This is a genomic window from Bradyrhizobium sp. JR3.5, assembly GCF_054057015.1.
In genome coordinates this window covers 3,178,591-3,193,447 of the sequence record NZ_JBSRYV010000001.1, presented here as the reverse complement: position 1 = coordinate 3,193,447, position 14,857 = coordinate 3,178,591, and the positions used below count along the sequence as shown (strand labels likewise).

Sequence of the window (14,857 nt, the reverse complement as noted above, 5' to 3'; positions counted from 1 at the left end):
AGCCCAATGCGTTCTTAGTCGCAGTCGTCGGTCTATTCACGGCTGGGTACGGCGTAGCCGCCACGGCGAGCTTGTCGCGCAACCCAGCGATCTCCGTCCTTGACGTAGGATCGCTTGACCGCCGCCCATGCAGTTCGGTGAGCGATCTCTTCCTGCCTGCTTTCGTCTGCATGCGCTGCAAAGCAATGGTTGAAGGCTTCGCGATAAATATCCTGCGCATGCGCCGGCAGATGACTGCGGACCGGAAATGGCAGATCATCGTTCGAGGGGTAGGGCATATCCAGCTCTGCTAACCAACGTTGGCCCATTCCTCGTCCTCGGGCGAGCTGGCGGACATGCCGGAGAATGTATCGATCCAGCGCAGATGGTCGTGGACCTTGACGACCCCACGGACGTTTTCTGCGGCAACGACGGCGGCGGCCCGGTATCGATCATCGGTGATGATCCCGCTGAGATGGACGACTCCATCGCGGGCGATCACGTTCAATCCATGAGGGCTCCAGTCGTTCTTCTTGATTTCATCGATAATGCGCTTGCGAATTTCCTCATCATCCGCAGTTGAATCAGGCGCGTGGCGAACCAAGCCAGCTACCGCCCGCAGGAGATCGGACCGGCACAGAATTCCAACCAACTTGCCATCACGCGTGACCGGAACACGCTTTATCCTGTTCTGCTCCATGACATCGATGACCTCGGCCCAAGCTGGCGCGCTCGGGTACCGAGATTGGAGATGGTGTCATGATCTCCGATACCTTGCGGCCGCGCGCGCGAACGTAGTCTTCGGCCGCCTTGCCCGGGCCGAGGATCAGTTCGACCCAGCGCGCTCGCCTTCGTTGCGTGCCGAGTTCGCTTCGACGGAGAAAATCTCCCTCCGAGACGATGCCCACCAGTACTCCGTTGTCGACCACAGGAAGCCCGCTGACGTGCTTTTGAAGCATTAGGCTCGCGGCAATCGCCACATCGGCCTCGGGCGCGACCGAAACGACGTCTTGCGACTGATACGCTCGCATATGCTCCTCCCATCGCGTGTTTGAAGCCTAACTAGCGCGTGACCAAGGGGCTTGATCTGCATCAAGCAGGTAGAAAGTTGCGCTCGATCAAGGGACAGGAAATCCGATGATCTATTGAATCGGGTTCTCCAGAGCGGAGACACGCCATGTTGACCTATTCGAAGCTGGATACGATGACGGCTATCTATCAGCGACGAGCCGTGAGAAGCTTTGCGCCCGAGATCATCGAGCGGGCGACCATCGAGCAACTGTTGCATGCGGCCGTGCATGCGCCTACGGCGTTTCACCTTGAGCCGTGGGCATTTGTGGTCATCCAGGACAAAAAGCTGTTGCGGCGGTATTCGGATCGCGCGAAGGCCTTGTTGCTTGGCCAGCAAGAAGCTACCTCGCATTTCCAGAAAGCCGAACCGCAGGCAATGCAGGTTATCTCCGATCCGGAATTCAACATCTTTTACGACGCCGGCACACTTATCGTCATCTGCTGCAAGGCAAAGGGGCCGTTCGTTGATGCAGATTGTTGGCTGGCGGCCGAAAACCTTATGCTGGCAGCGACGGCGCAGGGGCTCGGCACCTGCTGCATCGGATTTGCCGTAAGTGTCTTGAACACGCCCGAGGTGAAGGCCGAGCTCGGCATTCCGGAGGATGGAGCTGCGGTCGCCCCGATCATCGTCGGGATACCAAGCGAACCGCAGTCTGCCGGCGTTCGCAAGCCGCCCATGATTCTCTCCTGGACGCCTTAGGGGCCGACAAGCGATGCGACGGGTCTCGTAGGGCATATGTGCTGCTCCTCATTTTTCAGTCGGAGCGAGGCGCCGGCGCGGCCGCGTAACGCGATCTCCGGCTGGACCTGTGCCGAAGCATTGCCCGCTGGTGTATCTTCCTCGATCACATCCTCGACGACGTCTGCGGTTGGTTGACCCTGCGCCACTTCAGCGATGCGTCCGAAGTCTCATGTTCGTCTCCGGCGTGACCTGTGATTGGCGTACCACGCGCGCCGGCTTCGCGAGGGATGGGCCGCAGTCTTCGCGCACGCGCTGCTGCGAAGCTGGGAAATCTATGCAGCGTTCCTCATTCTGATCCTAGTGCTTGTGATGGTCGCGCAGGGCTCGAGAAGCGCTGAATTGGCGGACGAAGCCAACGTGAAAGTTCTGCTGCAAGCGCCGGGTGTGCCACTGACCCGTGCGGCGATCCTGCAGTACCGCCCCGTGAACACGGATGCGTTGCCGACCTTTGTGCTCTTCCGTCTGTCGTTTGCACCTGTCCTCTGGGGAATATTGAAGTTTCCAGGTGTGTCCCTGCTGATCTCAACTTGGATCCGCAACGGCTCATGCATTTTCTGGCTACCGCCATCCTCGTGGCGAGATTCGTTCCGGCGGAGAGGCCGGGTCGCCTTCTTTTCCATTTCCGGCTCGGAGTTTGTCGAAATGTTCGTTGGGGTCGTTGCAGCCCGGGTTCGCGACCTATTCGAGCAGGCGCGCAAGGCAGCGCCTTGCATCATCTTCATCGACGAACTTGATGCGCTTGGACGCAATCGAACTCCCGGCGCATTTGGCGGCTACGACGAAAAAGAGCAGACTTTAAAGCAGCTGCTCGCCGAACTTGACGGCTTCGATCCGAGAGTGGGCGTGATCCTGCTGGCGGCCACCAATCGACCCGAGAGTCTCGATCCAGTGCTGTTGCGGGCAGGGCGGTTCGACCGCCAGGTGCTGGTGGATCGGCCGGACACGAATGGCAGGGCTGCCATCCTTAAGGTACATATCAGCAAAATAAGGGTCAGCAGGGGTGTCGATCTGGACAGGATCGCAAGTCTCACCGCCGGCTTCACCGGCGCTGACATTGCCCAATCTGATCAATGAGGCCGCCATCGCCGCGACGAGGCGAAACGCCGATGAGGTCGGCTTCGACGATTTCAACGTCGCTATCGAACGAATCGTCGCCGGAATTGAGAAAAAGAGCAGGGTGCTCAGCAAAGAGGAGCGCCGAAGGGTCGCTTATCGCGAGATGGGCCACGCACTTGTTGCTGCGAGCCCGCCTGGTGTCGATCCCGTCCAGAAAGTGTCGATTATACCCCGGGGCGTTGGTGCGCTCGGCTATACCATGCAGCGGCCGACTGAAGACCGGTTCTTGCTTTCACCAAGTGAATTGAGGAGCTGCATTGCGGTATTGATGGGAGGCCGTACCTCCGAGCGGCTGATCTACGATGGTGACGTGTCGACAGGAGCCGCCGATGATTGCAGCGGGCGACGGAGATCGCGGTTGAGATGGTGACCAAATACGGAATGGATACAAGAGTTGGACAGCGTACCTATGCGCCCCGGCCGCAGGCCTTCCTGCCTGCGATGCAGGACACAGTAGTCGGCGCCGCTGAGACAACGGGGCGAGAGATCGATCTCGCCGTGCGTGAGCTGATTGAAGCCGGAGACGTTTGCGCAAGACAGAATCTGGAGAAGCGGCGGGCGGATCTTGAGGCCGGCGTTGCCCTTCTCATAGCGCAAGAATCCCTCGCGGCCGAGCAATTCGCTCCGTTGCGCTCCCCAGGCGCTGCCGAGGGTAATCAGGCGGCAGCCTGAGAGTTCACGTCAGTAGACGAACGTTGAGCTGTCCGAGCGGGATCGTTGCCAATGGTGAGTCCTGAACGCCCCGGCGACCACGCGGATTACTTTCCGCTGGGCGCCGAATAAGCCGGTCGCCCTTGATGTCGATCAAACTGATCGGACGAGGATGCGAATATTTTTAGTATCGAAAATGCATGCGCTTGTTAGAATTGACTAGTGCGATCGCTATTGTCGTGTCGGCAGGCGAGACTGTTTCGGCGGCTCCGTTGCTCACGGCAGCCATCTCCACCGCGTCCGGGACTGCTACGGACGCAACGCCGGTCGGCTGGCGTGGTCACTATGGCGGAGGTGCTGGAGAGCCATATCCCAACTATGGATATTACCCTCCGCGGTCCATCGGGCCGACCGAATACGGTGCGCCGGGCCGGGAGGCTTATTGCTCTTCACGTTACCGTTCTTCCGATCCTGTCAGTGGAACCTATTGGGGTCGCAACGGACGTAGGCATTATTGTCGATAGTTGATAAGTTAACCTTGGCAGAGAGCCATCATCATGGCAGTTCCGACCTTCAAGGACCCGCCTTCCAGTGAAATGACATCGTTTCCATCGCTTCGGAAGCGGATGGTCGAGCGAGAGATATCGCTGCGCGCGGCGTATGCGACGAGTTGGTACTTGATGCGATGCGGAAGGTGCCGCGCGAAGTGTTCCTGCCAAAAAAACTTCGTGAATTTGCCTACGAGGATTCGCCGCTTCCGATCGCGGGCGATCAGACGATTTCGCAGCCCTACATCGTCGCCTTCATGATCGAGGCCTTGATGCTCAAAGGCGGAGAAAAGGTTCTCGAGATCGGAGCAGGCTCCGGCTATGCCGCGGCGGTGCTGTCGGAGATCGCGGCCAACGTCTACACGGTCGAACGGCTCGGCACGCTCGCCGAGAGAGCCGCGGCGACACTGGCCGAGTTCGGTTATGACAACGTTCATGTCCTGCATGGCGATGGCACTAAGGGGTGGCCGGACCACGCTCCGTTTGATGCCATCGTGGTCGCCGCCGGCGGGCCGCAAGTTCCGGAATCTCTCAAGGAGCAGTTGAAGATCGGGGGCCGGCTGGTGATCCCGGTGGGGGCGGACCAAAGCAGTCAGGAATTGGTGCGGGTCACCCGCGTTTCAACCAACGAGTATCGCAGCGAAGATATTGCCGACGTTCGCTTCGTTCCATTGATCGGGGAAGAGGGTTGGGAGACCGCCACAGGCGGCGGCCCCGCGCGTGCGCGCCGGGTGTCGCGTCCTGTATCAACGGACGAACAATTGGTCCGTAACCTTGCGGATGCTGCTGAATCGTTTTCATCGATCCAGACTGCCGATCTCAACCCCTTGATGGACCGGGTTGGCCCAGCTCGGATTGTGCTGCTCGGCGAGGCGACCCATGGCACCTCGGAATTCTATCGGATGCGCGAGCGCATCACCCACGATCTCGTCGTCAAGAAGGGCTTTCGCTTTGTTGCAATCGAGGCCGACTGGCCAGATGCCGCGCGCGTCGACCATTACGTGCGACACTTCCAGTATCCGCCGTCCGAGTGGACTGCTTTTGCGCGGTTTCCGACCTGGATGTGGCGAAACACCGAGGTGCGCGATTTCGTCAGTTGGCTTCGCAAACACAATGGCACACTCGAACGCAACAAGCGCGTTGCATTTCATGGTCTTGATCTCTACAGCCTCTATGACTCGATCCGCTCTGTCCTGAACTACCTCGATGATGTCGATCCGGAATCGGCGAGCGTCGCCCGCGAACGCTACGGTTGCCTGACGCCTTGGCAGCGCGACCCGGCCACGTACGGTCATGCGGCGTTGACTGGATCCTATCCCACATGCGAATCTCACGTAGTAGGCGCCCTCACCGACCTTCTTGCAAAGCGCCGAACTTACGCCGAGCATGATGGCGAACGTTTTCTCGATGCCGAACAGAACGCGCGTCTCGTTGCGAACGCGGAGCGCTATTACCGCGTCATGTATTACGGCTCACGCGCGTCCTGGAACTTGCGCGACAGCCATATGTTCGAGACGCTGAAGAATTTGCTCGCGTTTCACGGTCCGGACAGCAAAGCCGTGGTATGGGCGCACAATTCGCACGTGGGCAACGCAGGAGCGACCGAGATGGCTGTTCGCGGTGAGTACAATCTCGGTCAACTTTGCCGCAAGGAGTTCGGGGAGCAGGCCTATCTGGTCGGGTTCGGCACCCACAGCGGGACAGTTGCCGCAGCATCAGACTGGGATGGTCCGATGGAAGTGAAGAAGGTTCGGCCGTCGCTTCCGAATAGCTATGAGCAGTTATGTCACGCAACCGGGCTGGCCCGCTTTATGCTGGGCTTGCGCGGCCGCAGCGATCTGTACGGGCCGGCTGGTCTTGGCAAGGAGCGTCTTGAGCGGGCAATCGGCGTGATCTACCGGCCCGAGACTGAATTCGCGAGCCATTACTTCCGGGCCACCCTGCCGCAACAGTTTGATGAGTACATCTGGTTCGACGATACCCGTGCCGTGACCCCGTTGGAGACCGCTGAGATCAAGGGGCTTCCTGATACCTATCCGTTCGGCGTGTGAAAGGCCAAGGTACGGAGACGTGGCTCGGGTGCAGGTGCCGGTCAAAGGAGCGCACGAATATGCCAAAAATCCCGCATAACGCCCTGGTGTTTGTCGGCGACGGCCGAAAGGCCTTGTTCCTGCGAAACGATGGCGACGCGATATCTCCAAATCTCAGGGCTGAGGAGGTTTTTGAAGACGTAAATCCGTCAACTCACGATCAGGGCAGCGACCGACCGGGACGTATGAGCGAAGCGGCACTGCCAGGCCGCCGTAGTGCTGTCGAGCCAACCGATTGGCATGATATCGAAGAGCATCACTTTGCGCGAAAGGTCGCCGCAGCCATGGAAAAGCTAGTCCGGACCAGCAGGGCGAAGGCCCTCATTGTGGTAGCGCCACCGAGAACGCTCGCTGAGTTACGAAATTCGTTCCATTCCGATGTCAAGGCGTGCATTGTTGCCGAGATAAACAAGGACCTGACGAAAGTTCCAATCAGCGAAATTGAAAGGCATCTTGACGCCGCCTGAAGCGGCTTCATCTGAACCGGGCTGCCCGCAAGGATTTGATTTGAGTCAAGAGGATTGGGCCGAGACGTGGTCGTATGTCGCCACTGCCAAATGAGGAGCCGCCATGTCCTACGCGACGCTTCTGGTTTGTGTGAATGCGGACCGCGTTTCCAAGCAACTGATCGGCGTCGCAGCAGGCGTCGCTGACAAATTCTCAGCCAAGCTGATCGGCTGTTCAGCTCTTGCCATCGTCCCGCCTCTCGTCGCCGAAGGTGTTGTCATCGTCGACAACGCATCGGAGGTCGATATCGCGAAGATGATGGCGGCGCTTGCCGACGCTGGAAGCAAGTTTGGATCGGCAGCCGGTCTCGATCGCAAGGCCGAATGGCGATCGGCCATTGAGTTTCCGACCCAGTCCCTGTTGAGCGAAGCGCGCTGTGCGGATTTGATTCTGATCGAGAAAACCAGGTCCGCGGCCGCTATTCATCGAAATGTCGATGTCGGCGCGGCCATTCTGGGAGCCGGCCGTCCGTTCCTCGTGGTGCCTGCAGCAGTGAAATCCTTGGTCGCCGACCACGTCGTGGTTGCATGGAAGGACACGCGTGAGGCGCGACGTGCGGTCCAGGACGCGTTACCGTTCCTCCACGAAGCGAGGCGCGTGACCGTTATAGAGATTTGCGGGAAGGACCAGATGGACATCGCGCGTTTTCATGTCGACGACGTCACTCGCTATCTGGCGCATCACAGGATCAAGGCTGAATCCCGAGTCGAAGTCCAGGCCCCCGGATCGGGGGCGGATCAGATTATCGGGCTGGCCGAAGACGAGGGGGCCGATTTGCTGGTGACTGGGGCTTACGGCCACAGCCGGCTCAACGAGTGGGTCTTTGGCGGTATGACGCGCGATTTGCTAGCCTCGAGCCCGATCTGCTGTCTGATGTCCCATTGAGGTCATGGGTTGCGAGGCACATGCCATACACAAGCCCGCGGAATTTTTCGCAATCAGCAACGCCTCCGCGGAAAGGGCGTGCGCCTCTCTCCGAACAGACAGGCGAAGCCTCGGGGCCTGATCGAAGAAGAGCAGGTTGACGTCGAACGCGAGATCCCCGCAGAACACAACCAGTCGGTCGAGCAAATCCAGCGCAGCGACCAACCGGACCCACCCTTGTTCGAGGACTGAGATTCCAGGCCGTTGCCCAATGAAGAACGCCTTCTCCGGAGAGATCGACAAATTGGGAAGGGGTGGTGCTTTCGTCATCGCAGGGCTCACGAATTGAAAGGGCAATCCTGTATGAGCCCCTATAACCGGTCTGGTGTTGAGCGAGATCAAGTGATCGGCAAGTCGGCGGTTGGTCGCGGTAGATTGATTATCCGAAGCCGGTTCTCATTGTTTGGAAGCGCGCCGGCTCCGCTTAGTGGCGATTCGGATGCAGCAGCGCAGCGCCTTGCGCAAACACACTTCCTGCCTCCATTAAGAGTGCGGCTGCGGCGCCCGCGGACAGGAAATCTCGCCTGGAGTAGTTCATTGGCGCTCCTCCTTCGAATATACTTGCTCCTTTCCAAGCCGCGGTTAGCAAGTCAGCTACATGGCCATCTCTGGCTCGGCCGGCCGTTCCCTTTTCGTCTCCGGAACTTCCGTCATCGTCGCTTCGGTGAGCAGCAGCACGCTAGCGACGGAGACCGCATTCTCCAATGCGGTTCGCACCACCTTTGCTGGATCGACGATACCGGCCTCGACAAGATCGACGTATTCCTTGCGCGCGGCGTCGAAACCAAAGTTGCCGTGGCCTGCCAGCATGCGAGCAACCACCACGCCACCATCTACAGCGGAATTCTCCGCAATCTGCCGCGCCGGTGCTTCGAGCGCTCGTCTCAGGATCTGGATGCCGGTCTTCTCGTCACCTTCGCAGGTGGTTTCTTCCCGCGTGACCGCGTCGATACATTTCAGTAGTGCGAGACCGCCGCCAGGCACAATTCCTTCGGCCACTGCGGCCTTGGTGGAACTGATGGCGTCATCCAACGCCTCCTTCCTTGCCTTCATTTCGGCCTCGGTGGGAGCTCCGACGCGAATGACGGCAACGCCGCCGACGAGCTTGGCAAGCCGCTCCTCGAGTTTCTCGCGATCGTAGTCGCTGGTTGTCTTCTCGATTTCTCGCCGGATCTGTTGAATGCGCGCTTCGATCCGGGAGCGATCGCCGCCGCTGCCGATCAGCGTGGTATTCTCCTTGTCGGCCACCACCCGTGAGGCGCGGCCCAGCTGTTGCAGCGTCACGCTCTCGAGCTTCAATCCGAGTTCTTCGGACACGACCTGTGCACCGGTCAATATCGCGATGTCCTCCAGCATTGCCTTTCGCCGATCTCCGAAGCCGGGCGCCTTGACGGCGCAGCCCTTAAGGACGCCTCTAAGCTGATTGACGATCAGGGTCGCTAGTGCTTCCCCCTCGATGTCTTCGGCGACGATCAATAGCGATCGGCCCGACTTGGCGACCTGCTCCAGGATGGGAACAAGATCGCGCAAGGCGCCGACTTTGTGGTCGCAAAGCAGCACTAACGGATCTTCAAGAACCGCTTCCATGCGCTCCGCGTCGGTTACAAAGTAAGGTGAAATAAAGCCACGATCGAACTTCATACCTTCGACGACATCCAGTGTGGTCTGGGTGGTCTTCGATTCCTCGACAGAGATCACGCCTTCGCCGCCGACCTTCTCGATGGCGTCGGCAACCAGGGTGCCCACCGCGGCGTCATTGTGGGCTGAAATGGTTGCAACCTGAGCCTTCTCCGCTTTGGAATTCACCGGGCGCGACATTCCGTGAAGTGCCTCGATCGCGACGCGGGCTGCCCGATCAAGTCCTCGCTTGAGATCGATCGCGCTGGCTCCAGCCACAACGTTGCGCACGCCATCGGCAAGAATAGCGTGGGCAAGAATGGTCGACGTGCTAGTGCCATCGCCGACAACGTCGCCGGTTCTCTCTGCGGCCTGGCGAAGCACTTGAGCGCCGAGGTTCTCTTCCGGATCCTTGAGGTCAAATTCCTTGGCGATGGTAACGCCGTCATTGCAGACGATCGGCGCCCCCCAGCTCTTCTGAATCAGGACCGATTTCGACTTGGGGCCGAGCGTAACGCGGACAGCATCCGCCAGCAGCGTTGCGCCGCGCAGGATTTTCTCTCGGGCCGCGGAATGAAACAGGATCTGCTTATGGGCCATTTCGCTGCGTCTCCGGGCGCTATCGTCAAAACGCTGCGGCCTCACCGATCACGTACAACGGTGAGGCCAGCGGTTCACTCACTTCGGTGTCACAGGGATGGTCTTCTGCTTCTTCTGCGCTTCCGGCGACTTCGGAAGGGTGACGGTCAGAACGCCGCCCTTGAAATGTGCTTCGATTTTGTCGATGTCGACGGTCCCGGGCACCTGAAGTGACCGACGGAACGAGCCGTAACGACGCTCCGAAACGTAGTGGTCCTTGGCCTTCTCTTCTTTCTCTTCCTGCTTTTCGCCCCTGATCGTCAGCACATTGTCGGAAAGATGAAGATCGATATTCTTGACATCGAGGCCCGGCAGTTCGGCGGTCACCTCGAACGCCTTGTCCTTTTCGACGATATCGATAGCCGGCCTGACGTTGAACCCGTAATCACGGCGCCAGAAGGGTTCGATGTCCAACAGCGAACGATAGGACGGAGCCTGCAGGAATCCAGTCTGGAACTCATGAAACAGCCGATCGACCTGATTGCGTAGAGCTTCGAACGGTTGCCAATCCGGGGACCTTGTAGGTTGCGCAGCCGGATTCCCTTCAGTCTTGATGGGTAACTTGGTGGCAGCTTCCGCCATGGCGAATACTCTCCTTCGAGGTTTGCTGACAAAGCATATGCCGGGAAGAGAGAGCCTCCTTGATCTCGATCAACAAAGGTGTCGCTCAGAAAACGGCGAGCGACACGCTCGTTTCACGCTGAACTGAAACTCGCCGTGGCACGAGCTGCAAGAAACGTCCGACAAACGAAGCGCATGATGACATTCACTGCAGACCGGTGTTTCGCCGGCACGAACATGGGGAGACGCATGCGGGTTCGGAGAAGCCTCCCTCGTTTGTCGGGGAGATCTTGCTACTTTCCATGACAGCGCAAGTACGTTACCCAGAGTCACGCCATCAATTTCGATATGGTCTGGCGGCTGTTGCAGTATAGTCGACACGATCGCGTCGATCCGTGCGCAGTTGCAAACTAGATCACCGGGTTCTCGAAGATCAATGATCGCGATCATTTCCAAAAAGACGCCTGGACGAAGAGTTGCTATTCGATCGTGCCAACCGGCCCCTTAGGAACAGCTAATAAAAAAGTCGGATTGCTTACCGTTTCCCGGAGGCCGGACGTCAAGCAGTGGCGGCCCGCTATTCGACGGGGTTTGTGAAGCTGCTTGAGTTTGCAAAGCAGCGAAATGTCCGTGTCGCTGTCGGCGTCCGTTCGGTTCCGAGCTCTCCTGCCGAATGGGGTCGCGTTTGACGAAGCGGTAACGCGGCAATCGCGAATTTGGGCATTGGCTTCTACAGTGTTTCCGCCGAGCTGGAGGAGCCCAGGTTCTATTGCGATACTGATCACCTCAACCGGGCCGGAGTTTCAGAATTGCTTGCGCGTCGTCTAAGGGCGATCCTGATCGCGCCAACTGACTGAAACTGCGTTGACTGAAGTGGTGTCGATTGGCGCTATCCTGGCGCTACTCGACGATCTCGATCGTCGTGTTTTGCAATCCCTGGCTTTGAACCAACCGGAATAGTGATCTCGCATCGTCCGGGCCGAGCCTGACGCAGCCGTGGGACACCGGGCGGCCCAGATTGCGGACTTCAGTGGTGCCGTGAACGGCGTATCCGGCGTGAAAAAAGATCGAATAAGGCATCGGAGTGTAGTCGTAGAGTTTGGAATAATGCATCCGCTCCAATTGATAGGGGTGGTAGATGCCGACCGGCGTCCGGTAGCCTTTGCGGGCGGTTGACACCGGCCAGGTCGCGAATTCGGTGCCGTCGACAGTTACCGTCATGTTTTGCAGCGAAAGTTGAATTCGCACAGCCATGCTTGCCCATGCACCGTCGGCCGTAAAGCCCAACAGCAGGCTAGTTATGAGAAGAGGGCGGATGCGCACGTTCATGGCGGGATGCGCACCCCGACCACGGCCGAGTGCGCTGATTTTCTCTTTGACGTTCCGGCTCGGTCGCCGGCAACACCTGCATAACCCAAGAATTCGGCAAGAGACATGATAGAGATCAAAGACTTCAAGAGAATAGGCAGCAATGCCCGTCCCGGAATTGGAATGTGAGTGGCGGTAATGAAGATCAGCGCCTTGCGCAGATTGGGCGAAGATCCGACGCCCAAGCCGGATGCCGCCGATGATGGATGGGAAGCTGTCGTCGAGCAAGACGATGTCGGCGGCCTCGCGCGCCACGTCTGTGCCCCGTTTGCCCATCGCGAGGCCGACATGCGCTTCTGCCTCGGTCAGGCCCGCGCGTGTTCGGGGGGGCGTCCGAGGAGTCCTGGTCCATGACGGCTCCGGAAAAAATCAGTGCGAAAGGAGCGTTTCGCTGAATTGCCATGCCACGAAGACTAGGAAACAAGACACGTCGATGACGGGCGCCTTGCTTAAAACACGGGCCGCGGCAACCGTTCTGCGGCGAGGCGCCTGCGGTTAGACAGTAGACCTTGGTTATCGTCTCGGCCTTCTTGATCCGGATCAACTCTCAGAGGTGCGCGGTATGGAAAGAAAAATGCCATGAGATAATACTGGAGGGTTTGATGTTATTGCACTTGCCAATTGTAGTCCTGGCTGCGCTACCACCAACCTCTGTGGCGAAGGCCGCGCCGACGTTCGACATCGCGCGCGAATGCCGGTCGGAGAGTGGGCCGGAGATACCTCTCGAACGATGCGCTCAAGATGAGGAACAGGCACGCTCTCAACTTAAGGCCCAATGGACGCAATTCGCAGCGTCCGACAGGTCGATTTGCACGCAAGAGACAACCGCCAAGGGTAGCGGCAGCTATGTCGAGTTGCTGATCTGCCAGATGGCACGGGACCGCTAAGACTCAGCCCCGCTAGTCCGGCCATAAATTGATGAGCGACAATTCATCGACGCGGAAACAGGTTCCATGGCTTGCGATACTGGCATTTGGCTGGTTCGGCATGTTGTTGGTGCAGTGGTTCCTGACCTCACACAACACGATCGAAACCATTCCCTACAGCAAGTTTGAAGAGCTTGTCGCGCAGGGTGCCGTTACCGACGTTGTCGTTGGCAAAGACACGATAGCGGGAAATCTCAAGGAGAAGCTTCCGGACGGAAAATCGGCCTTCGTTACCACGCGGGTGGATATACCATTGGCGGAAAAGCTTGCTGCCAAGGGCGTTTCGGTGACCGGGACTAGGTCCGACGGCTGGTTTGCAAACCTGATTTCATGGGTGCTCCCACTCATTCTCATTTATGGCTTCTGGTATTTCATGTTCGGCCGTGTCGGCGATCGGCAAGGCGTGGGCAGCCTCATGGGTATCGGAAAGTCCCGCGCCAAGGTTTACGTCGAGAAAAAGATACCAAGGTGACTTTCGCTGACGTGGCGGGTGTCGATGAGGCCAAGTTCGAGCTGCAAGAGGTGGTCTCGTTTCTGAAGGATCCCAAGAGCTACGGCCGACTGGGCGCGCACGTTCCAAAGGGGATTCTGTTGGTCGGCCCGCCGGGAACGGGCAAGACATTGCTGGCGCGAGCGGTTGCCGGCGAGGCGGGCGTACCCTTCTTCTCGATATCGGGATCGGAGTTCGTTGAGATGTTCGTCGGGGTCGGCGCGGCGCGGGTGCGCGATCTGTTCGAACAGGCAAGGAAGGCGGCGCCCTGCATCATCTTCGTGGATGAGCTCGATGCCCTCGGCCGCAGCCGGACGCCCGGCGCGTTCGGCGGCTACGATGAGAAGGAGCAGACGCTGAATCAACTCCTCGCCGAGCTCGATGGATTTGACCCGCGCGCAGGCGTAATTCTCCTGGCTGCGACCAACCGGCCGGAGATTCTCGACCCGGCATTGCTCCGCGCCGGCCGCTTTGATCGTCAGGTGCTGGTCGATCGTCCGGACAAGTCTGGACGACTTGCCATCCTCAAGGTTCACGTTGGAAAGGTCAAGGTTGATGCTGACATGGACCTTGACCGGATAGCGGGGATGACAGCCGGCTTCACCGGCGCCGATCTGGCCAATCTGATCAACGAAGCGGCGATCGCAGCGACGCGACGCAATGCCGGCGAGGTCACCTTCGATGACTTTGCGGCTGCCATCGAGCGGATCGTCGCCGGTATCGAAAAGAAGAGCCGAACGCTGAACCAGAGCGAGCGCAGGCGGACAGCCTATCACGAGATGGGTCATGCCCTGGTGGCCGCCAGTCTTCCCGGGGTCGATCCCGTGCAAAAGGTGTCAATCATTCCGCGAGGCGTCGGTGCGCTCGGATACACGATGCAGCGCCCTACCGAGGACAGGTTCCTCCTGACGGTCAGCGAGCTGAAGAACAGGATAGCGGTCTTGATGGGCGGTCGCGCAGCGGAACGCCCTGATCTTCGATGGCGATATCTCGACAGGAGCGGCCGACGACCTTCAGCGCGCCACGGAGATCGCAATCGAGATGGTAACCAAATACGGGATGGACGCGAACGTCGGACAACGGACCTACGCTCCGAAGCCGCAGGCATTCATGCCTGCGATGCAGGATGTCGTCGCCAGCGCCGCCCAGGAGACCAGCCGTGAGATTGATCTTGCGGTTCGGCAACTGGTCGAGGCGGGCGACGCAACCGCGCAGGATATCCTGCAGAGACGGCGCAAGGACTTGGAGAAAGGGGTCGACCTCCTCATCAAGCAGGAAACCCTGACGGCCGAGCAATTCGCTCCGCTTCGCCAGGCGGGGCAATCGAGCGGCATCCAGGCGGTCGTGTAGCTCGATTTTTCCCCGTCTCGCCTAAATTGTCCCGCTTTCCGCCTTCGATTCCCGCAGCAGCGGCGCGCCTTGTTTGATCCCGCTCAACGGGACCACTTGAGAAGTCGCTATTATAGGAAAGATGGTCAGACACTATGAAAACTGGAGAGCGCGCTCCCCGCTCAGCAGGTTCGCTCATGTCGTGGAGCGAGTGGGACTGGCTTTGGCCGGTGGATCGTGTGGGTTGTTCGTGGCAGCTCACGTCGCAAGATCAGATTTCAATCTGTTCGGCTCGGACG

Annotated in this window: 9 protein-coding genes and 5 pseudogenes; 9 read left to right on the top strand and 5 right to left on the bottom strand. The window is 59.1% G+C overall.

Annotated elements, in window-relative coordinates; all coding sequences use genetic code 11:
- Positions 1-32: 32 nt before the first annotated feature.
- A complete protein-coding gene (locus tag ACVWW1_RS16110) occupies positions 33-308 on the bottom strand; it encodes a ChaB family protein (protein WP_456656506.1) in 276 nt (91 codons plus the stop codon).
- Positions 290-1,010: pseudogene (locus tag ACVWW1_RS16105) on the bottom strand (CBS domain-containing protein). The gene ACVWW1_RS16110 and the pseudogene ACVWW1_RS16105 overlap by 19 nt, the downstream one beginning before the upstream one ends.
- A 146-nt stretch (positions 1,011-1,156) precedes the next feature.
- Between ACVWW1_RS16105 and ACVWW1_RS16100 the strand changes: the two are divergent.
- The 8 genes and pseudogenes from ACVWW1_RS16100 to ACVWW1_RS16065 all read left to right on the top strand — a co-directional run bounded on the left by ACVWW1_RS16100 (position 1,157) and on the right by ACVWW1_RS16065 (position 7,589).
- Positions 1,157-1,750, top strand: coding sequence for a nitroreductase family protein (locus tag ACVWW1_RS16100; protein ID WP_456656505.1), 594 nt, complete (start codon positions 1,157-1,159; stop codon positions 1,748-1,750).
- Between the two features lie 101 nt (positions 1,751-1,851).
- Positions 1,852-1,980, top strand: a complete 129-nt coding sequence (gene opgC / locus ACVWW1_RS16095) for an OpgC domain-containing protein (RefSeq protein ID WP_456656689.1) — start codon at positions 1,852-1,854, stop codon at positions 1,978-1,980.
- Between the two features lie 7 nt (positions 1,981-1,987).
- A pseudogene (opgC, locus tag ACVWW1_RS16090) lies at positions 1,988-2,266 on the top strand (OpgC domain-containing protein); the annotation flags it as partial.
- A gap of 129 nt (positions 2,267-2,395) precedes the next feature.
- A pseudogene (locus tag ACVWW1_RS16085) lies at positions 2,396-3,580 on the top strand (ATP-dependent metallopeptidase FtsH/Yme1/Tma family protein); the annotation flags it as partial.
- Positions 3,581-3,759: 179 nt separating this feature from the next.
- Entirely contained in the window at positions 3,760-4,083 is a 324-nt protein-coding gene (locus tag ACVWW1_RS16080; RefSeq protein ID WP_456656504.1) for a BA14K family protein, read from the top strand.
- A 33-nt stretch (positions 4,084-4,116) separates the two neighbouring features.
- Positions 4,117-6,158 (top strand): annotated as a pseudogene (locus tag ACVWW1_RS16075) (protein-L-isoaspartate(D-aspartate) O-methyltransferase).
- Positions 6,159-6,217: 59 nt separating this feature from the next.
- Positions 6,218-6,664: a baeRF12 domain-containing protein gene (locus tag ACVWW1_RS16070; RefSeq protein WP_456656503.1), complete on the top strand. Its 447-nt coding sequence runs from the start codon at positions 6,218-6,220 to the stop codon at positions 6,662-6,664.
- A 103-nt stretch (positions 6,665-6,767) separates the two neighbouring features.
- Complete coding sequence (locus ACVWW1_RS16065; RefSeq protein ID WP_456656502.1) at positions 6,768-7,589, top strand: universal stress protein; 822 nt, start codon at positions 6,768-6,770, stop codon at positions 7,587-7,589.
- Between the two features lie 633 nt (positions 7,590-8,222).
- Here the strand turns inward: ACVWW1_RS16065 and groL are convergent.
- The 3 genes from groL to ACVWW1_RS16050 form a co-directional block, all read right to left on the bottom strand.
- On the bottom strand, positions 8,223-9,845 hold the full coding sequence (groL, locus tag ACVWW1_RS16060) for a chaperonin GroEL (protein WP_456656501.1): 1,623 nt from the start codon (positions 9,843-9,845) through the stop codon (positions 8,223-8,225).
- A 78-nt stretch (positions 9,846-9,923) separates the two neighbouring features.
- On the bottom strand, positions 9,924-10,466 hold the full coding sequence (locus tag ACVWW1_RS16055) for an Hsp20/alpha crystallin family protein (RefSeq protein WP_456656500.1): 543 nt from the start codon (positions 10,464-10,466) through the stop codon (positions 9,924-9,926).
- Positions 10,467-11,345: 879 nt separating this feature from the next.
- Positions 11,346-12,068, bottom strand: coding sequence for a L,D-transpeptidase family protein (locus ACVWW1_RS16050; protein ID WP_456656499.1), 723 nt, complete (start codon positions 12,066-12,068; stop codon positions 11,346-11,348).
- A gap of 663 nt (positions 12,069-12,731) precedes the next feature.
- Here ACVWW1_RS16050 and ftsH point away from each other — a divergent pair.
- Positions 12,732-14,579 (top strand): annotated as a pseudogene (gene ftsH / locus ACVWW1_RS16045) (ATP-dependent zinc metalloprotease FtsH).
- The last annotated feature ends 278 nt before the right edge of the window (positions 14,580-14,857 follow it).